12 protein-coding genes, 1 pseudogene and 1 riboswitch are annotated in these 15,624 nt (G+C 44.7%); of the genes and pseudogenes, 5 read left to right on the forward strand and 8 right to left on the reverse strand.

The features are described from left to right. Nucleotides 1-195: 195 nt before the first annotated feature. Nucleotides 196-463: pseudogene (locus L977_RS25105) on the reverse strand (hypothetical protein); the annotation flags it as partial. Between the two features lie 246 nt (nt 464-709). Here L977_RS25105 and L977_RS19540 point away from each other — a divergent pair. Continuing rightward, nucleotides 710-1,699: a tyrosine-type recombinase/integrase gene (locus L977_RS19540; protein WP_047626693.1), complete on the forward strand. Its 990-nt coding sequence runs from the start codon at nt 710-712 to the stop codon at nt 1,697-1,699. A gap of 1,025 nt (nt 1,700-2,724) precedes the next feature. On the opposite strand, the gene L977_RS19545 is transcribed toward L977_RS19540, so the two are convergent. The 7 genes from L977_RS19545 to L977_RS19575 all read right to left on the reverse strand — a co-directional run bounded on the left by L977_RS19545 (nt 2,725) and on the right by L977_RS19575 (nt 11,043). Continuing rightward, nucleotides 2,725-3,588: a hypothetical protein gene (locus L977_RS19545; RefSeq protein ID WP_047626695.1), complete on the reverse strand. Its 864-nt coding sequence runs from the start codon at nt 3,586-3,588 to the stop codon at nt 2,725-2,727. Nucleotides 3,589-3,590: 2 nt separating this feature from the next. Beyond that, entirely contained in the window at nt 3,591-5,012 is a 1,422-nt protein-coding gene (locus L977_RS23345; protein ID WP_052192659.1) for an EAL domain-containing protein, read from the reverse strand. 158 nt (nt 5,013-5,170) lie between these two features. Further along, nucleotides 5,171-5,869, reverse strand: a complete 699-nt coding sequence (locus tag L977_RS19555) for a fimbrial biogenesis chaperone (RefSeq protein ID WP_052192660.1) — start codon at nt 5,867-5,869, stop codon at nt 5,171-5,173. Further along, nucleotides 5,866-7,197, reverse strand: coding sequence for a fimbrial protein (locus L977_RS19560; protein WP_156118186.1), 1,332 nt, complete (start codon nt 7,195-7,197; stop codon nt 5,866-5,868). Before L977_RS19560 ends, L977_RS19555 begins: the two co-directional genes overlap by 4 nt. Then, nucleotides 7,194-9,764, reverse strand: a complete 2,571-nt coding sequence (locus tag L977_RS19565; protein ID WP_231563642.1) for a fimbria/pilus outer membrane usher protein — start codon at nt 9,762-9,764, stop codon at nt 7,194-7,196. Before L977_RS19565 ends, L977_RS19560 begins: the two co-directional genes overlap by 4 nt. Beyond that, complete coding sequence (locus L977_RS19570) at nt 9,730-10,434, reverse strand: fimbrial biogenesis chaperone (RefSeq protein ID WP_047626699.1); 705 nt, start codon at nt 10,432-10,434, stop codon at nt 9,730-9,732. The genes L977_RS19565 and L977_RS19570 overlap by 35 nt, the downstream gene beginning before the upstream one ends. Before the next feature lie 48 nt (nt 10,435-10,482). Then, on the reverse strand, nt 10,483-11,043 hold the full coding sequence (locus L977_RS19575; RefSeq protein ID WP_047626701.1) for a fimbrial protein: 561 nt from the start codon (nt 11,041-11,043) through the stop codon (nt 10,483-10,485). A 1,122-nt stretch (nt 11,044-12,165) separates the two neighbouring features. Continuing rightward, nucleotides 12,166-12,234: riboswitch (Fluoride riboswitch) on the forward strand. Nucleotides 12,235-12,312: 78 nt separating this feature from the next. Here L977_RS19575 and L977_RS19580 point away from each other — a divergent pair. The 4 genes from L977_RS19580 (at nt 12,313) to crcB (ending at nt 15,421) form a co-directional block, all read left to right on the forward strand. Beyond that, nucleotides 12,313-13,221, forward strand: a complete 909-nt coding sequence (locus L977_RS19580) for a DHHA2 domain-containing protein (protein WP_047626702.1) — start codon at nt 12,313-12,315, stop codon at nt 13,219-13,221. Then, a complete protein-coding gene (locus L977_RS19585) occupies nt 13,218-13,643 on the forward strand; it encodes a universal stress protein (RefSeq protein WP_047626704.1) in 426 nt (141 codons plus the stop codon). Before L977_RS19580 ends, L977_RS19585 begins: the two co-directional genes overlap by 4 nt. Before the next feature lie 16 nt (nt 13,644-13,659). After that, on the forward strand, nt 13,660-14,949 hold the full coding sequence (gene eno, locus L977_RS19590) for a phosphopyruvate hydratase (protein ID WP_047626705.1): 1,290 nt from the start codon (nt 13,660-13,662) through the stop codon (nt 14,947-14,949). Between the two features lie 94 nt (nt 14,950-15,043). Next, nucleotides 15,044-15,421, forward strand: a complete 378-nt coding sequence (gene crcB, locus L977_RS19595; protein ID WP_081987751.1) for a fluoride efflux transporter CrcB — start codon at nt 15,044-15,046, stop codon at nt 15,419-15,421. Nucleotides 15,422-15,624: the final 203 nt, after the last annotated feature.

The following is a 15,624-nucleotide window of genomic DNA, read 5'->3' on the forward strand; positions in this document are numbered from 1 at the left end:
AATTATGCTCCTGAGCAGGTTGCCACCTCCTGCGAACCCGGGATCGCCATCCGAAAACTTGAGTTTGAAAACGGCACTAATACCAATTTGTTTTTCAAATGACACCGATGAAGTAAGTAGTGAACAACCTCCGAAACAGCCTCAAAATGAAAAAAAACTGTCTTACCGTACAATAATTTTCATATCCAAACCGACCCCATGTAGGAAGATTATTGATGTCCTGAGGAATGATAATCGGCATGAATATAGAGATTATAAAAAAGATAAATAACAGAATCGCTAATGAGAATACGGCTGCGCAGCAGACCAGAGCGAATAGACTCTTGATGCTCATCACCTCAAAGAAAACATCGAGTCTGTCAAGACGACTGAAATATCCCCAGAGTACAGTCAGCGCGATCCCAGATATGATACCAGACGGAGTTAATACCGAAATTAACAGCGTCTTCCATTTCTGATTCATTGTTAACCTTCCCTCTTTATTATGGTGGTTAAGCTAAATTAGCAGCGTTACATCGTACAGGCACCTACCCGAATCTGACCGTCAACAGGTGTTTGTGTGGCAATGTAGGAAGAATTGTTTTTTATCTTCTACTAATTAAAATGTATCTTTGAAAAAGTAGACTTTCTGCGGTACGCTCTGACAGCAAGTTACCCCCGATTTTTCACGCAGCGCGCCGGACGGTTTCCGGCCCGGATGGAGTCCCGGATGACACTGATGCCTGATGATGAACCCGAGCTGCACCCGCCCCCGGAGGTCCTTCCGCTGGATGAGGATTTTCTGCCGGCGCTGACCTCTAGGGAAGGCCTGGTCAGTCCCGCCCGGGCTTACCTGCTTTCCCTCAATTCCCCGCGTAGCCGGCAGACCATGGCCTCGTTCCTCAGTATTGTCGCCGGCATGCTCGGCGCCGCTTCCCTGGACACCTGCAGCTGGGGCAGCCTGCGGCGTCATCACGTGATGGCCGTGACCGGGCTGCTGCGCGACACCGGCCGGGCCACGGCCACCGTCAACACCTATCTTTCCGCGCTGAAGGGCGTGGCGAAGGAGGCGTGGATGCTGAAGCTCATGGACGTCGAAATTTTCCAGCACATCCGGGCGGTGCATAATCTGCGCGGCAGCCGTCTGCCCCGTGGACGGGCCCTGCCGCCGGCGGAGATCCGGGCGTTGTTCGCAGCCTGTGAAGCCGATGACTCCAGCATCGGGGTGCGTGATGCGGCGATGCTGGCGGTCATTCTCGGCTGCGGCCTGCGACGGTCGGAGGCCGTGGGGCTGGATTTGAGTGACGTTGTCACAAATGAGCGGGCACTTCGTGTGCTGGGCAAGGGAAACAAGGAGCGGCTTGCCTATATGCCGACCGGCACCTGGCAGCGGTTACAGAAGTGGATTGATGAAGTTCGGGGAGAAAAAGACGGGCCGTTGTTCACCCGTATCCGCCGCTTTGACACCCTTACGAACGACCGTCTCACCGATCAGGCGGTTTACCATGTTCTGCAAGTACGCCAGCACCAGGCCGGGATATCGAAATGCGCGCCGCACGATTTAAGGAGAACCTTTGCGACCGCCATGCTGGATAACGGCGAGGATTTAATCACGGTAAAGGATGCGATGGGCCACGCCAGCGTCACCACCACCCAGCAGTATGATCGCCGTGGCGAGGCACGCCTGCGCACAGCACGTGACCGTCTGGATCTGATATGAACTTAACAACATGATAAGAGATTAAGTTTACAGGACATAAGATGAGAGTGCCCGCAGACTGCGCGATTTTCTGAAATGATGTAACAGCGGAAATTTCTTTAACGTAAGTCTGCCGGTTTTCCTGTTTCCCCTTCTGAGCCGGGGGGGTTGGACCTGCTGGGTGACCGGCGAATCCTGATTTGCTTACCCTGAACAAGTATTCGGCTTTCTCTCGTGTGTTGCTGAAGACGTAGTATTGTGTTCCTGACACCAATTACTAACCCTGCTGCTTTATGCTTAAAGTTATAGTCATCGTCTAAGCACGCCGATGAGTACCCCGATTCAGACCAACAGTTTACCCCCCATTAGTTGCTCCTGATGAAATCCCGCTATATAACGTTAGAAAAATATCAAATTTATAAGGTAATGAATTGCTTTGTTAATTTAGTTTTAAAAGTTTATAAAGCTTCAGAATGGTGTCGTTTAATAGGTATTTGAACTGTAAAAACTAGTAATGACAAGTAATTGCACTACTCAACTAAACGAAATCTGTTTATTTTGTATTTTGACTATTTTCAGATTTGGATGATACTATTTTTATATTGTTTCAGTTCATCAAGTTCTCCGAACCATGGCGTTTCTGCCATTGCTGCTAATCGAGGTTTATATAAAAACATTATTAAGGTTCTATAATTTACTGATAATTATAACAATCCTACCTATCCCTTTGGCTGCATACGCAGGGAATTCCTCACGAGTCGAGTTTGAAGGCAACATAGTGACAGATACGTGTCAGAGTGTAGTTATTAATGAAAAGCTTAATGTTAACTGTTCTATTAAAAATATAGAAATGTCTTCATCAATAGATTACCCCCCCTCAGATGAACGTATCAATTCATTTAGACTTAAAGAAAAAAGTGGTCTAATTCAGTCAGTTACATATAAATTCCTGAGTAAAGAAAAAAACATCAGGCTTGCCGAGATCAATTACCTCTAAGCTTTCCTTAATTTATAGAGGTTGTTAAGTACACAGTTTCTCACTGGGTTCATCTTTTTTCTATTAATATACGTTTTAAATCCGCTGAGCTAAAAAGATAGTACTCTATATATGAAAAATATATAGACATATAGTCTTCGACTAACTCTATTAAGTTCTGGTTTACTATGATGTTATTTTTACTTATGCTGCAAATGTATCCATCATTTTCTAGGCTATTAACTAATCTCATAACTTGCGTTCTTGAAACGCTAATCTCGAACGCAAGTTGGTTAATTGTGCTGTTAATCTGCATGTTATTAATGGCTGATTTCATATACAAATACAGCAACAGAGATCGGCCGCCATCTTTATCAATGTAATAATTGATTTTAGTGTTTATCTGTTTATATGTAACTCCTTTCAATAAAGGAACAGATACACCATGAAAAAAATCCTGCAGGAAAGATTTTGACGCAATAGCCTCCATGTTGAAATTATATTCAGGATGTAAGGTTTTTAACGGTGCAATAACCGTATATATATAATTCTTGAGATCTTTCAATCCTTTGTGCGTGATGACCAGCTTTACGTTTCTCCTGTCATCAGAATCTCTTTCTGTATCTATACGTCCTGATGCCTTAAGCAGTGAAATGACAGCTATAATACTGTTTTGACTGGATATGGAATTAATCTCACAGTAATTTTTGATATCTTTTATAGATTTAATGCTGCCACTAAAAATAAAGCAGCAAGTCATTAGTATAATATTGAATCTACTTTCATTGAGTATGTGCTTAAAGAATGCAGGCTGTAACTTCAATAGCGCTTTATCATTTTCATAAAATTCCTCTATAGCGTTGAAGAAAGTTTTACGATTTCTTATCGTGAGCGAATTTGATATAATGACTTGTTTTATCAATTCAGCTGACATAATTAACCTGCCAAAGATATAGCTAATTTCAAAATTTCATTACTCTCCTGGATAAACTGGTCCATAGCCTGCTCGTTGAGTGGTTTGCTGATTAATACGCCCTGAAAGTCCATTTTAGTCAGATGACGTAAATATTTTATTTTTTCAATGCTATCAATGCCTTCTGCAATGCATTTTCTGTTAGTCAGAGAACAGTAATGCTGAAGTGACTGTATTAATGCCAGACAATCGAAGTCGCAAAGAGAATCACTTACTGCTGACATATCTATTTTATAGCCATCAAACTTTATTTTCCGAACAGGAAAATAAGCACTTTTAGATGAAAAACAGTCATCAAGAAAAACACGATAACCCATGCCCTGTATGGCATTGACGTTATCAATTACTTCAGGGTGATGCTCGAAAGAAGTCTTTTCATTAAGTTCCAGAACCAGACTTTTACAGGTCTGATCAGTCAACGACGAGCGAGCTGCAGCGAGCATTTTCACAATCCCCTGATCATAAATCAACTGGTTTGGGAGGTTCACTGAGAAATAATACCGCCCCTGATACCTGTTTATCATTTTTATAGCATGGCGGAGTGCAAATGCAGTAAGTACCATCCAGGGGTACTTACTGCGTAATCCTGGAAGAAAATCACCAGGATATCTTATGGCAGCATCTTCGACCCATCTGACCAGCAGCTCAAAACCCTGCAGTCTGAGATTGTGGTCAACTATTGGCTGAAAAACCATAAAAATATCATCTGCTGCAACGGCATTTACAAAACGTCTTTCATTTTCTGATAAGCAATTAAGATGCCTGTCACAAATGATCCCGGATGTTTGATCTGTGGCCAGTGTTTCCAATCCCAAGCGTTTAAATTTTTTCATGCCTGTCAACCTGTAGTTGTATAGTGATTTAACACTTAGCCCTGTTTCAGATGCCTGTGATCTGAGATCTTTACCACGATATACATTAATCAGTACCTGTAATTCGCGACTGTTCATGCCTTTGGACGTCATATTTCCCATTACATTTTCAAGGAACGCATTACACATTAAACAGGTATGTATTGTGCTTCCCCTTTCCAAGAGTTTTTCCAAGTTCTGCACGGTACAACTAACAGGCGCAATGATAAGATCGATACGTCTGAGTTTCTTCTTTTTTATATTAGCGGTTAGTGTTTTAGCGATGAGCAGTGCAGACGCATCTGTCACAAATATTACGGTAATTTTATTGCTGATTTTATTTAAGATTTCAATTATATCATTAAGCGTCGAAAGAAAGCTATGTTCATGCTTGGGCAAATGAACGATCGCCGCTTCAGGTAACCATGCATCTTTTGGCTCAACTTCAGTCGAGGCTTCACTTCTAATTTTGATGTATTCGCTGATGCCTTTTTTGAAAAAAGCACATTTTGAAATAACAGTGCTGACATCCATTTTAGTTTCTCCGCCATTTAAAGATTCAATGATGACGTTATATATAAATATAAGTCAATGAAGCTTTCACGCACAATTAAATTCGTAGCGCTAATTGGTTTTTTTTGTGTCCATTTCATATGGAACTTTATGTCAGCATCGTCTGTTTTTTATCAGAATCACATATTAACAGATATGTCCGTTAGTTCCCCTCCATCCCCAATAAGTGTGAATATAAGTCTGACTGGTGAATCTGCCATGGAATTCTCATGTATGCTGACTTCTGCATATGGCGGGAATGTTAACATTCCATTTTTTACAGAGTGTACTCTGTTTTCCTTATCCAAATAGCTGATACTTGAAATAGACAGATAGTTAGCTGAATGATTACTGCATTTCAGTAATCCTTTTATCTGCAGTGTACATCGTAACTTCGCAAGGCTTTCAGCCGGGGTAGTGGTGACTGGCGCAGGTCTGTAAATAATTTTAATTTGCGTGTTCATGGTAACAAGAACACTGTTTTCTTTATCCATTCTTGTATCGGGCGGCATTTCATAAATATTAAGCCAAAAAAGTGACTCCCGATCCTGAGCCAGTAATGTCTCATTTTTGACTATGCGAATGCCTCTGACATCACCCGGTTCAAGTCTGAATACCGGAGGAAGGATGATAAAGGGAATATTCTTCACATCCGGATCCCCTTCGCCATTATCGGCCCAGGTCTGCACAACTACCGGGTAAGAGTTGGTGTTTACCAGCATCAGGCTCTGCATTCTGTCAGAGCCATTAAAAATGACTCTTGACTGAGATGGCATTACGCCAGAGTAAACGGGAGATACTAACATCCAAAGCATCAGGCTGATTATGATTTTATTCATTGTACCTGCACCATTACCGTCGCAGTGGATTTAACTTTGCCGGCTACAACTGTCTGGCCCTCTATTTTTTTGAGCGTGGCGGTGAAGTTATAGCTGTAATTGGTATATCCGCTACTGGAACTGCCAACCGGTGTCGCATTGTTCAGTACAGGATACCATCCCGCTGCATTGCCCGAATGGTTAAGAATATCCATTCCCTGCTCGCCGATGAGAGTTAGTGCTGTACCCGGTGCACTGCTGTATGAGATTGCGATACCCACGCCTTTTGCCATTCCCGTCGCCTGATAGTTATCAGACAGCAGTAAGCTGACGCCATTGCTGCTGTTTACCAGTCCAAGATCCTTGGCTGCTGTAAATGCCCCGCTTGATACCTGGAATCCTATTGCGGTCTGGCCGGAATTCGCGGTTGTACCTGAGGTAACTGAATTACTGCATTCAACCGTAACATTAAAACCCGCTGTGCTGGTCAGCCCTTTATTTAAATCACTTACTGAAATCGTTGGCAGAAGCACCACTGGTGTAGCACTTCTGGCGACACAGCTTGGTGAGTTGTAAAGCGTATTGACAGACCTCATGCCATAACCAAATCCGTTATCAACTCCCCAGAAACGGTAGTTAGTGTTACTGTCTTCGCCTATATTGTCATGGGTAAGGCCAGGGCCGACCAACTGAATATAGGAATTCGGCTGTATGCATGAATAATTGACGCCGGTCGGTGTTCCTGTGACAACGCCGGATGTACCCCTTCCACAATAGGCTGAACCAGAACCACTCCCGGGAGGAATAGTACTGATGCGATATAATTCCGCCTGAAGAGCAGGTACGTCCTGCAGACGAATATCTATCTTGGCTGAGTTAGATGCGTTAGTGGCATAGGTCGTAACCGGAACTTTGGCCCAGTAACGGGTCAGCGTTACGCCACTCATTGTCTGTTTTATACCGACATAAGCGAAGTACGTTGCATACACATCCGGTATGCCGTCCTGTGCTCCTAGATCCCAGTATCCACCGACCCTGTCATCACCATTCGTTGCAGCAAGAAAATAAATATTCGGCAAATCTGTTAAATCACATGTCCATAGAATGGTCGACGCCGTTGCACCACCATAGGTGTAGTTTGTCGGTGGAACGGTAATTGACCCAAGCAGGGTACGAACCGGCTGAAAGTATGTATCCGTTAAATTGATGCGACCAAAAGGTATCAGTGCCGTCCTGTTATCTTCCGTCTGTGAAGCACCTGTGCTCTTACAGGTTGCCCAGCTCCCGAAAGTGCTCAGAGAAAGAAGCAAAACTAAAAGTGTACGTATCATCCTGTCAATTCTCTTCATGAAACACCTCCCTGCCGGTTGCTGCATGTTGCGCTGAGGTTCACTATCTCTGCGTTTATCTCATCTTCACTGAGAGTGTACGGTATGTAACATTTTTTACCGTTACCCCATTCAGCCAGAAGCTCACCGCTGGTATCTGGCACCCTGACATAGACCTGGCCTCCCTGCCCCGCAATTCCTATCGCCTCGCCTTGTTGATCGTAGACTTGCGTCCCCATCGGTAGGGTATTCCCCTCCCGGGAAGTAACCGTAATCAGCAGGGCTGTCCCTGTCCGCGTTTTAAAACTGACGTTAACAGCAGCACCGGCGACAGGAACAACTCTTTTCTGGCTGTCTATGATTTCTGCATGTCCCTGCATGCCTTTGGGATCAAGAGAAATATTGTTATAACGGTACGGCGTCAGTGCCGGAATTAATGCATAACCATTATTGTCGATAACCGTCTGGTCAGAGCTGAATATACGGGCCCCCTCGGCACCTTTTGCCTCGACAATTGCAAAGGTATCACCCAGATAAGGGCCAAAAGTCACGCCACCCGCATGTACTGCTAACGCCCCCTGAGCGTTGGCCGATGTTTGCCAGTATCCCTGTCCTTTCGAAGCGCTTGCAGCCAGCGACGCCTTTGGCAGTCTCCGCTGTAAACTGCCGCTGAATACGTTCTGCTGGTACTTTTGATCCCGAATGGCGGTAATGCTGTAACTGGTTGTCTGATTGTCATCTGCCATACCTGAAGCACTTGCCTGATATTGATCCCCTCCACTGTTGCTGTGGTTATAGGATGTACTGAAACTCACGGGACGCGGACTGTCTGAGAATAGCGGTATAGAGAATGAAACTGCTGCAGCATTTTCAACATGGCCACGATCGTTATAGGTTCCGACGCGTTGTCTTGTTAAAGCCACGTTCATACTGATGTTCTGACCAAGCATTTTGCTGAAACCCAGCTGGTATTGCGTGTCCCGCGATCGGCCGTCACGATAGGACTGAGTGGCGGCATTAATATATGATGTACCAAAATCACCGAGCGTCTGGCTCAGCGTCAGGTCCCATCTTTCGCGTTGACCGCTGGTATAATTTAACCATTCATTGCCTGTATATATTCTGTTCCTGTCACCCAGTACTGAAAGCAGATCGCGATAGCCGGCAGTAGAGTATCTGTAGCTTGCAAGTGACAGGTTTGTACCGGTAGCACTGAAGGTTTTGCTCCATGACAAATGACTCATCCATCCCTGACTGGTTCTGTCATCACTCAGTTTCGCCGTGGAGTAGGTTGCATCTGCACCAATTGCTCCGATTGTGCTGGCATGAACACCGCCAAAAACATAAGCCGTGTAATTTTTTGCTATGCGTAACCCACCGTTTGCAGTCAGCGCATTAGTTATCCCTCTTTGGTATATAAAATCACCAAATTCGGTAGCCACATCCGTATCGCGTACTCTCCCGATCGCTAAGTTATATTTCGACATACCGGGACGTATTGACTCAGGTAAAGCTGAGAAGGGGACGGAAAAGGTTTTTATCGTGCCATCAGCTTCAGTAATAACAACAGTCAAGTCACCATTACCACCAGTAGGATAAAGGTCATTGATTTCAAATGCGCCTGGAGGAACGGTTGTTTGATAGATATCCTGACCATTCTGACGTATGGTCACTTTCGCATTACTTGACGCGATACCTTTAATCAGCGGGGCGTAACCTCTTTGCGACTGAGGAAGCATCTCTTCAGCGGATGAGAGGTTTAATCCGTTATAGCTCATGCCAGAAAAGAACTTACCGTTGGTAATCAGCTGGCCAGCCATCAGTTGAGTGTTTAAGGCTGGCAGCGGACGCTGTACGTACTGGCGTACGTTATTCCACTGATATCCCGTCTCTTTATTCCAGTTAAGGTTGCTAATCTGCCGATATTGCCATGAGGCAATATTGATGCCTCCGTTTAAGGAAAGCCACAAAGAATCCAGGTTGCTGCCACGAGAATCTGAGTAGGACACGTGATAATAGTTTGATACATAGTTCAGGAAACCCACGTTGTTCCCTGTCTGGAATTTATCGGGATTGACGTAATCCTTTGGTCTGCTGAGCAACATTGCCTGAGGTACTGAGACGTTTAGTTTTAGTTCAGAAAGGTTTGTCCGGGCAACAATTGCTGTTGAAATGTCGGAGGTAATGAGACAACGTTTTGTATTTTTTGAGACCGTCACATTCTCTCTGAGTCCGATATCAGATATCAGATTCTCTGGCAGGCACGGCAACACACTATTGTCATGCGTAATATAAGGGACTGTATAATTTCCTAACAATTCATTGTTGATATAAACATCAAGTTTATATTCACCCGCAGCTATCGCGTTAGGGTTCTTTAGAGACTCAAGAACAGACTGATCGAAGTTAGTACCTTTAAATAACTCAGCATCAAAAATATATTCTTCTGAGCTTACCTCATCAGATGCTGTGGCAGAGAAAGATATCGCTGAAAGATTTACGATAACGAGCGCTATGCTGAGTAAAGATAACTTAGTAACCTCTTGGGGCACTTTACAAGTGTCTTTCCTTAATGACATCCGCTCCATAGTCATTCACCATTATCAGTTTGATTGTCGTCCCTCGCAGTGAATGAATTCCATCCGGAAGAGACCATTTAACCTGTGAATCAGGATCTAACATTACGCTTTTGGCCAGTGTTATATAACGGCTCCCTGACTTCAGTTCAGCACTTCTGACATTAATAAAGTAACCCGTTGGGTTTTTAACCCGTAATTCGCTTCCAGATGCAGAGAATTCCATTTTGTCATACGCATCTTCCGCTTCTCCGCTCAGACCTGCTGGCCTGTAGAAAATTTTCACCCTGTTAGTGATGGCAAGAACTAACTGGTTCTGGCTTTTCTGCTCAGGTGTGACCATAGGTAATTGTGTGAAGCTAAGATAAAAAATCGATTCTCTGTTCTGAGGTAAGCGACTCGTATCTTTCGTAATTAACCTCACAGATTGTCCTGTTTCTCTCTCCATTCGGAATACAGGTGGTACAATAATGAAAGGTGAATGAGAATCAGGTGTACCTTTATCATCTGTAATCTGCATCTGAACAACGTAGGGCTGACTATCAGGGTTTTTCAACTGAACGGTTTTCTCTTTATTGTTGAATGGCACGATCACACGAGTACCGGTCATTACAACGTTTGCATTTGCGCCCGTCATCATGCCAAACGCTGCAAAAAAAAGAATTATTGGCCTGATTTTCATATACCACCTGCTTAAGCTGGCTGCACCGAAATGCAGCCAGTGATGTCATCAAAGGTAACTGATGCTGTATTCTGCAACAGAGGTAATTTTACCGGGAGTGCCCGCGCTGCCCAGTGAAAAATATTGCGCGCCGAACTCGTAGCTCGCAGTATTTTCTCCAGCCGGTAGTACCAGTCCGGTAACGCCGGTTACACCATTAAGCGCAATCGCAGTACTTCCACTGGTCCCCCCGTTGAGCAACTGAATACCAAACCCTGTCGCGGCATTTGCACCTGTGAGGGTGTTCCCCAGCACGCCATAGGTTGTGTCAACGTTATATCCGAGGAAGTTAGTTGTAAGCGCAGTATCAGATGATCCAGCAGTGCAACCACTCACGGTAACTTTGAAGGGAGTTAATCCTGCGGTTTGACTTGCAGCAAGCGTCGCGCCGAAGTCCTTGACTGATACGGTTGGTAAAAGAACGACAGCATTTGTGGTCCCGTTAATATCCACTGTACAGGTTTGCTCAGTAACTTCCCCCTGGAAAGTGACTGTAGGTGCCGCTTCTGAAGCAAACGGAATGAGTGAAATAACGGCTAATGGTAAATATTTATTCAGTGTAATTTTCATGGCAATGTCCTATTGATGAATTTCACGGGTTCCTGAATAGACGACTAATTTACTAGGATTTAAGACTCGAAAGAAAATATCTACTTAAGAGTTTTGTGTGAAGCAAATCATTCTGCTTTGAATAGAGTATGCGCACGAGTTTAATTTATGTCAATTATACGCACAAAATTGTTCATTTTTTTTGTATCACCTTAACCTCTTGATAACTAAGGGTTATATTATATATACTTACACAAGAAAAAATATTTGTGTAGGTTTTTTGTTTTCTCATTAAATAATTGTTAAAAATGTTGGTAAAATTAAATAGCAACCCCCAATAATTAGGGGGGGTGATAAGAGATTATTAAAAGATAATGACTATCATTTGTGTTGGGCCTGTGCTTTGGGATCCATGAGCTGATTGCTGCCGCATTCGCTTATACTCCAAACTGACACGAAGGAATAAAAATGCTGGTTAATGAAATCAAAACCAGCATTCACTTGCTAAACGTTTAGCCCAGTCTCTGGGTAGATAAAGTCTTCGGGATGTGGCCAGATAATCAGTGAAACCGGATGATTATCCGTATAGCGACCTGAAGAGTCATCGGTAGTTGCTTCTGGGAAGATTATGATAGTCTCAGGTATGACTCCGATGACTAGTATCATAACCACCTTTCATGTTCCGGAGAGTTTTTTCCCCTGCCCCATATTATTATCTTTATAAAGTGCTCGATATTATCGTCCTGCGATGAAGTTTCCAGTTCTGACTATCGCTGACATCACAGATGTCCTCAAGCATGTGGCCAATTGCATAAACGGTATTGTATGAAACTGCATACTCAGGTCAGCTACTTTTCATTTACCAGACCGTCGGCTCCTGCAGATATGTCTTAAGGCCAAACGGTCCTGGACAACACCTTTAAGACCTATATGACGTCCAGTTACACCTTAAAATTCATAGTCCTCCCCAACTACGACGCGAAGTGGCCTTAGAATTCACTTTTAAACCAAAGATACCAAACATCGCGACCTTCTCGATGTATCCCTAAAGCATATATGCCTCGAATCGTGGATGAGGCGGCATCATTCTCCATCAAGCTTAGACAGGAATGTCTCTTCCAATTTTTTATTTCTGATTTATAATTTGGGAAAGGTGATGGCGTTCCACCTTTCCCAACCGCCCCTTTTAGGGCTGATGACGCCTGATATGACTCTTGATTTTCAGGAGGTATATCAGGCCGTCCAAAATTCCATTCGGCCTGTGTACTTCCCTCGACTGGGGATACACCATTGATTAATGTTATTGGCCATTCTAACCCTGACAGCGATGCTATCTGTACAGCAACCGTAACTGCATGCTGGCTCAACCATTGCGGACGTCCTGCACGGGCATGGCGTGCAGGAGAAGCGAGCACAGAAACCAGATTTATTTTTAGAGAAGCTGGACTTACGCTACCTCCTTTTCTCGACATTCCTCTTCTAAACGAAGATGTATGGTTGGTAGATTTCACCGATCCGCTTCAGGGACCTGCTGGTCTTATCCAAAGCAATATTATTGGGATCATTGATCATCACCGATTGGGTGGCCTTACAACCTTACTTCCCCCTGAGGTCTCAATCAAACCCGTAGGCAGCAGCGCAACTGTTCTCTGGCTGATGATGAACACAGAGATGCGCAATGCAATGCCTCCCGCCTACGGTATTTTACTTCTCGGTGCACTGCTTAGCGACACAATTGATCTCCTTTCGCCTACAACCACCGAAGACGATCTTCGTGCCGCCACAGAACTTTGCGTTTGGTCAGGGATAAAACGGAGAACTTTTGCACAAGCTCTAATTGCGGCCAAAACCGATATTTCCGGACTCTCAGCAGAGCAGCTTCTTAATAAAGATCTTAAAGTCTTTTCTCTTGTTGGAATCGATGCCCGCATAGCTCAAATCGAAATAAGCACATCGGGTCAGATAGCACCTCTGCTCGATGAATTGCAGGAAACTATGGCGCAAATGGCCATGTCAACGGGAGCCGGTCTTGTCGTACTGATGGTAACCAACATCACAGAATGCTGTTCTTCACTATATTTCGCCGGACCGGAAGGGGGCAGTACACCTTCATTTTCAGTAGAGGGCATGGTCAGCCGGAAGAAGCAACTTCTTCCCTGGCTGGAACGTTTTCTGCTTCAGAGTCGGAGTCAGCCATGAAAATCTACACGCACGCACTGGTTCTTGTTCAGTCTAAGAAAGACGGAGCTCAACTTCTGGAGCATGCGGCTGAACTATCGCGTCTCCTCCAGATGAAAATCACTCTCGCACATATCTGCACTGATTACCGTGAGATGAACTATGTATCAGACGGATTGATGGATGATGCTGTATCAACAGAAATACTTAAGGCCAAAGCACTCCTCAGTGAGCTGACTTCATCTGTGCCTGAAAGGGTGGATGCGCGCGAGGTGGTAACTCTGCGTCGATTCGAGGACTTACAGAAATGCATAAACGACATCGGGGTGGACATGGTGATTGCAGGTCATCGCAACCGTTTTATGGGGGCGCTCACGTCCCGCTCCGCTGAGTACATTAATCATCTGAACGTAGATGTTCTTATTAAACACATTCATGATTGAGTTTGAGGAGAAGTATATGAATTTTAAACTTGAAAAAGTCGCTGCACGCGAAATTCTTGACTCCCGTGGTAACCCTACAGTTGAAGTTGAGGCACTTACTTCTGACGGGAAAATGGCGCGTGCGTCAGTCCCGTCTGGTGCCAGTACAGGCACCAGAGAGGCAACTGAACTACGCGATGGTGATACAGGGCGGTTCGGCGGAAAGGGAGTACGTGATGCGGTCAAAGCAGTTAATACAGAAATCTGTAGCGCTGTCAGAGGAACTGATGTAAGAGAGCAGCGTCAACTGGATAACCTGATGAGGGAACTTGACGGCACGGAGAACAAAAGCCGACTCGGAGCAAATGCGATTCTTGGTGTTTCACTTGCGGTGTCAAGGCTAGCTTCTCAGGTTACGCGTCAGCCGCTTTATCGCTATCTGGGGGGACTTAACGCCAGTCTGATGCCTGTTCCTTGCATGAACATCATCAACGGTGGGGTTCATGCTCGTGGTCAGGGAGCCGACTTCCAGGAATTTATGATAGCCCCGCACGGTGCTTCGACGCTTACTGAGGCTGTTCGTCAGGGGAGTGAAGTTTATCAGGCGCTTCGCCAGATCCTTCTGGCCAGGAACCTCTCCGCAGCAGTTGGCGATGAAGGTGGATTTGCCCCTGCGGTCTCCTCAAACCGGGAGCCACTCGAATTAATTGTTCAGGCCATTGAACACGCCGGTTATCGCCCGGGCGAAGACATCAGTATCTGTATGGATCCGGCATCAAGCGAATTTTACAGCGAAGGTAAATATCACCTGCGGACCGAAAAAAGCTCACTGAGCGCTGAACAAATGACGGAATACTACGGTGAGCTTATGGATGATTTTCCTATCATTCTGCTTGAAGACGGGCTTGCTGAAGATGACTGGGCGGGCTGGAAATATCTGCACACGAAACTTGGCGGACGTGTTGAACTGGTAGGTGATGATATTTTTGTAACCAATGTGAAGTACATTCGCCGGGGTATTGAAGAAAATCTGGCCAGTGCAGCGCTCATTAAGCTCAATCAGATTGGTACATTAAGCGAGACATTTGATGCAGTCTCACTTTGCCATGAAAACGGTTGGGGGGCTTTCATTTCGCACCGTAGTGGAGAAACCATGGACACTTTCATAGCCGATATGACGGTAGCGCTCCGTGCCGGACATCTGAAAACTGGTGCTCCCTGCCGTGGTGAACGAATTGAAAAATACAACCAGCTAATGCGTATTGAGCAGGAACTTGGCGCTGAGGCCCGTTATGCCGGTCTTAAAGCATTCGTTCGCCATGGTTAATAATAACCATAACAGCATATGAGAAAAGGGGGCTGGGTAAATTCAGTCCCCTGTGATTCAGTATTTATATTTTATTCAGGTAGGGAGTGTGGCATTGAGTCAGTTGTTAGCAATTATGTGTGGTGGTGCTGTAGGTTGCGTTATACGCTGGTTTTTTGGGGTTAAACTCAATAGTCTCTTTCCTTCATTACCTCCGGGAACACTCCTCGTTAACTTGTTGGGGGCCTTCATCATCGGCGCAGCAATGGCATTTTTTATGCGCCATCCCCAGTTAGATCCTGCTCTGAAGCTTCTTATCGTCACCGGTTTATGTGGTGGTCTGACAACTTTTTCTACGTTTTCAGTTGAAGTGTTTACGCTATTGCAGGCGGGCAATTACTTATGGTCTTTCATTTCTGTAATGGTTCATGTGTTAGGTTCCCTGCTCATGACAGCAGCAGGATTTTATCTTATGGTAAAGGTCATATCATAATTAGAGTAAAACCTTTCAACCCAATTGTATTAATCATTGATTGGGAAATTAAAACGCCGTCACAATACTGACGGCGTAGTGGTGTTAACGAACCAGATGCAGGAAGTGAAGATGTTTTTCGTACTGGTCGAGTATGTCATTAATAAGCTGTTCCTGATTCCAGCCCATCACATCATAATTTTGACCGCCTTCTTTGAGATAAA

It is taken from the genome of Enterobacter sp. ZOR0014 (genome assembly GCF_000798855.1).
GTDB lineage: Bacteria > Pseudomonadota > Gammaproteobacteria > Enterobacterales > Enterobacteriaceae > Enterobacter > Enterobacter kobei.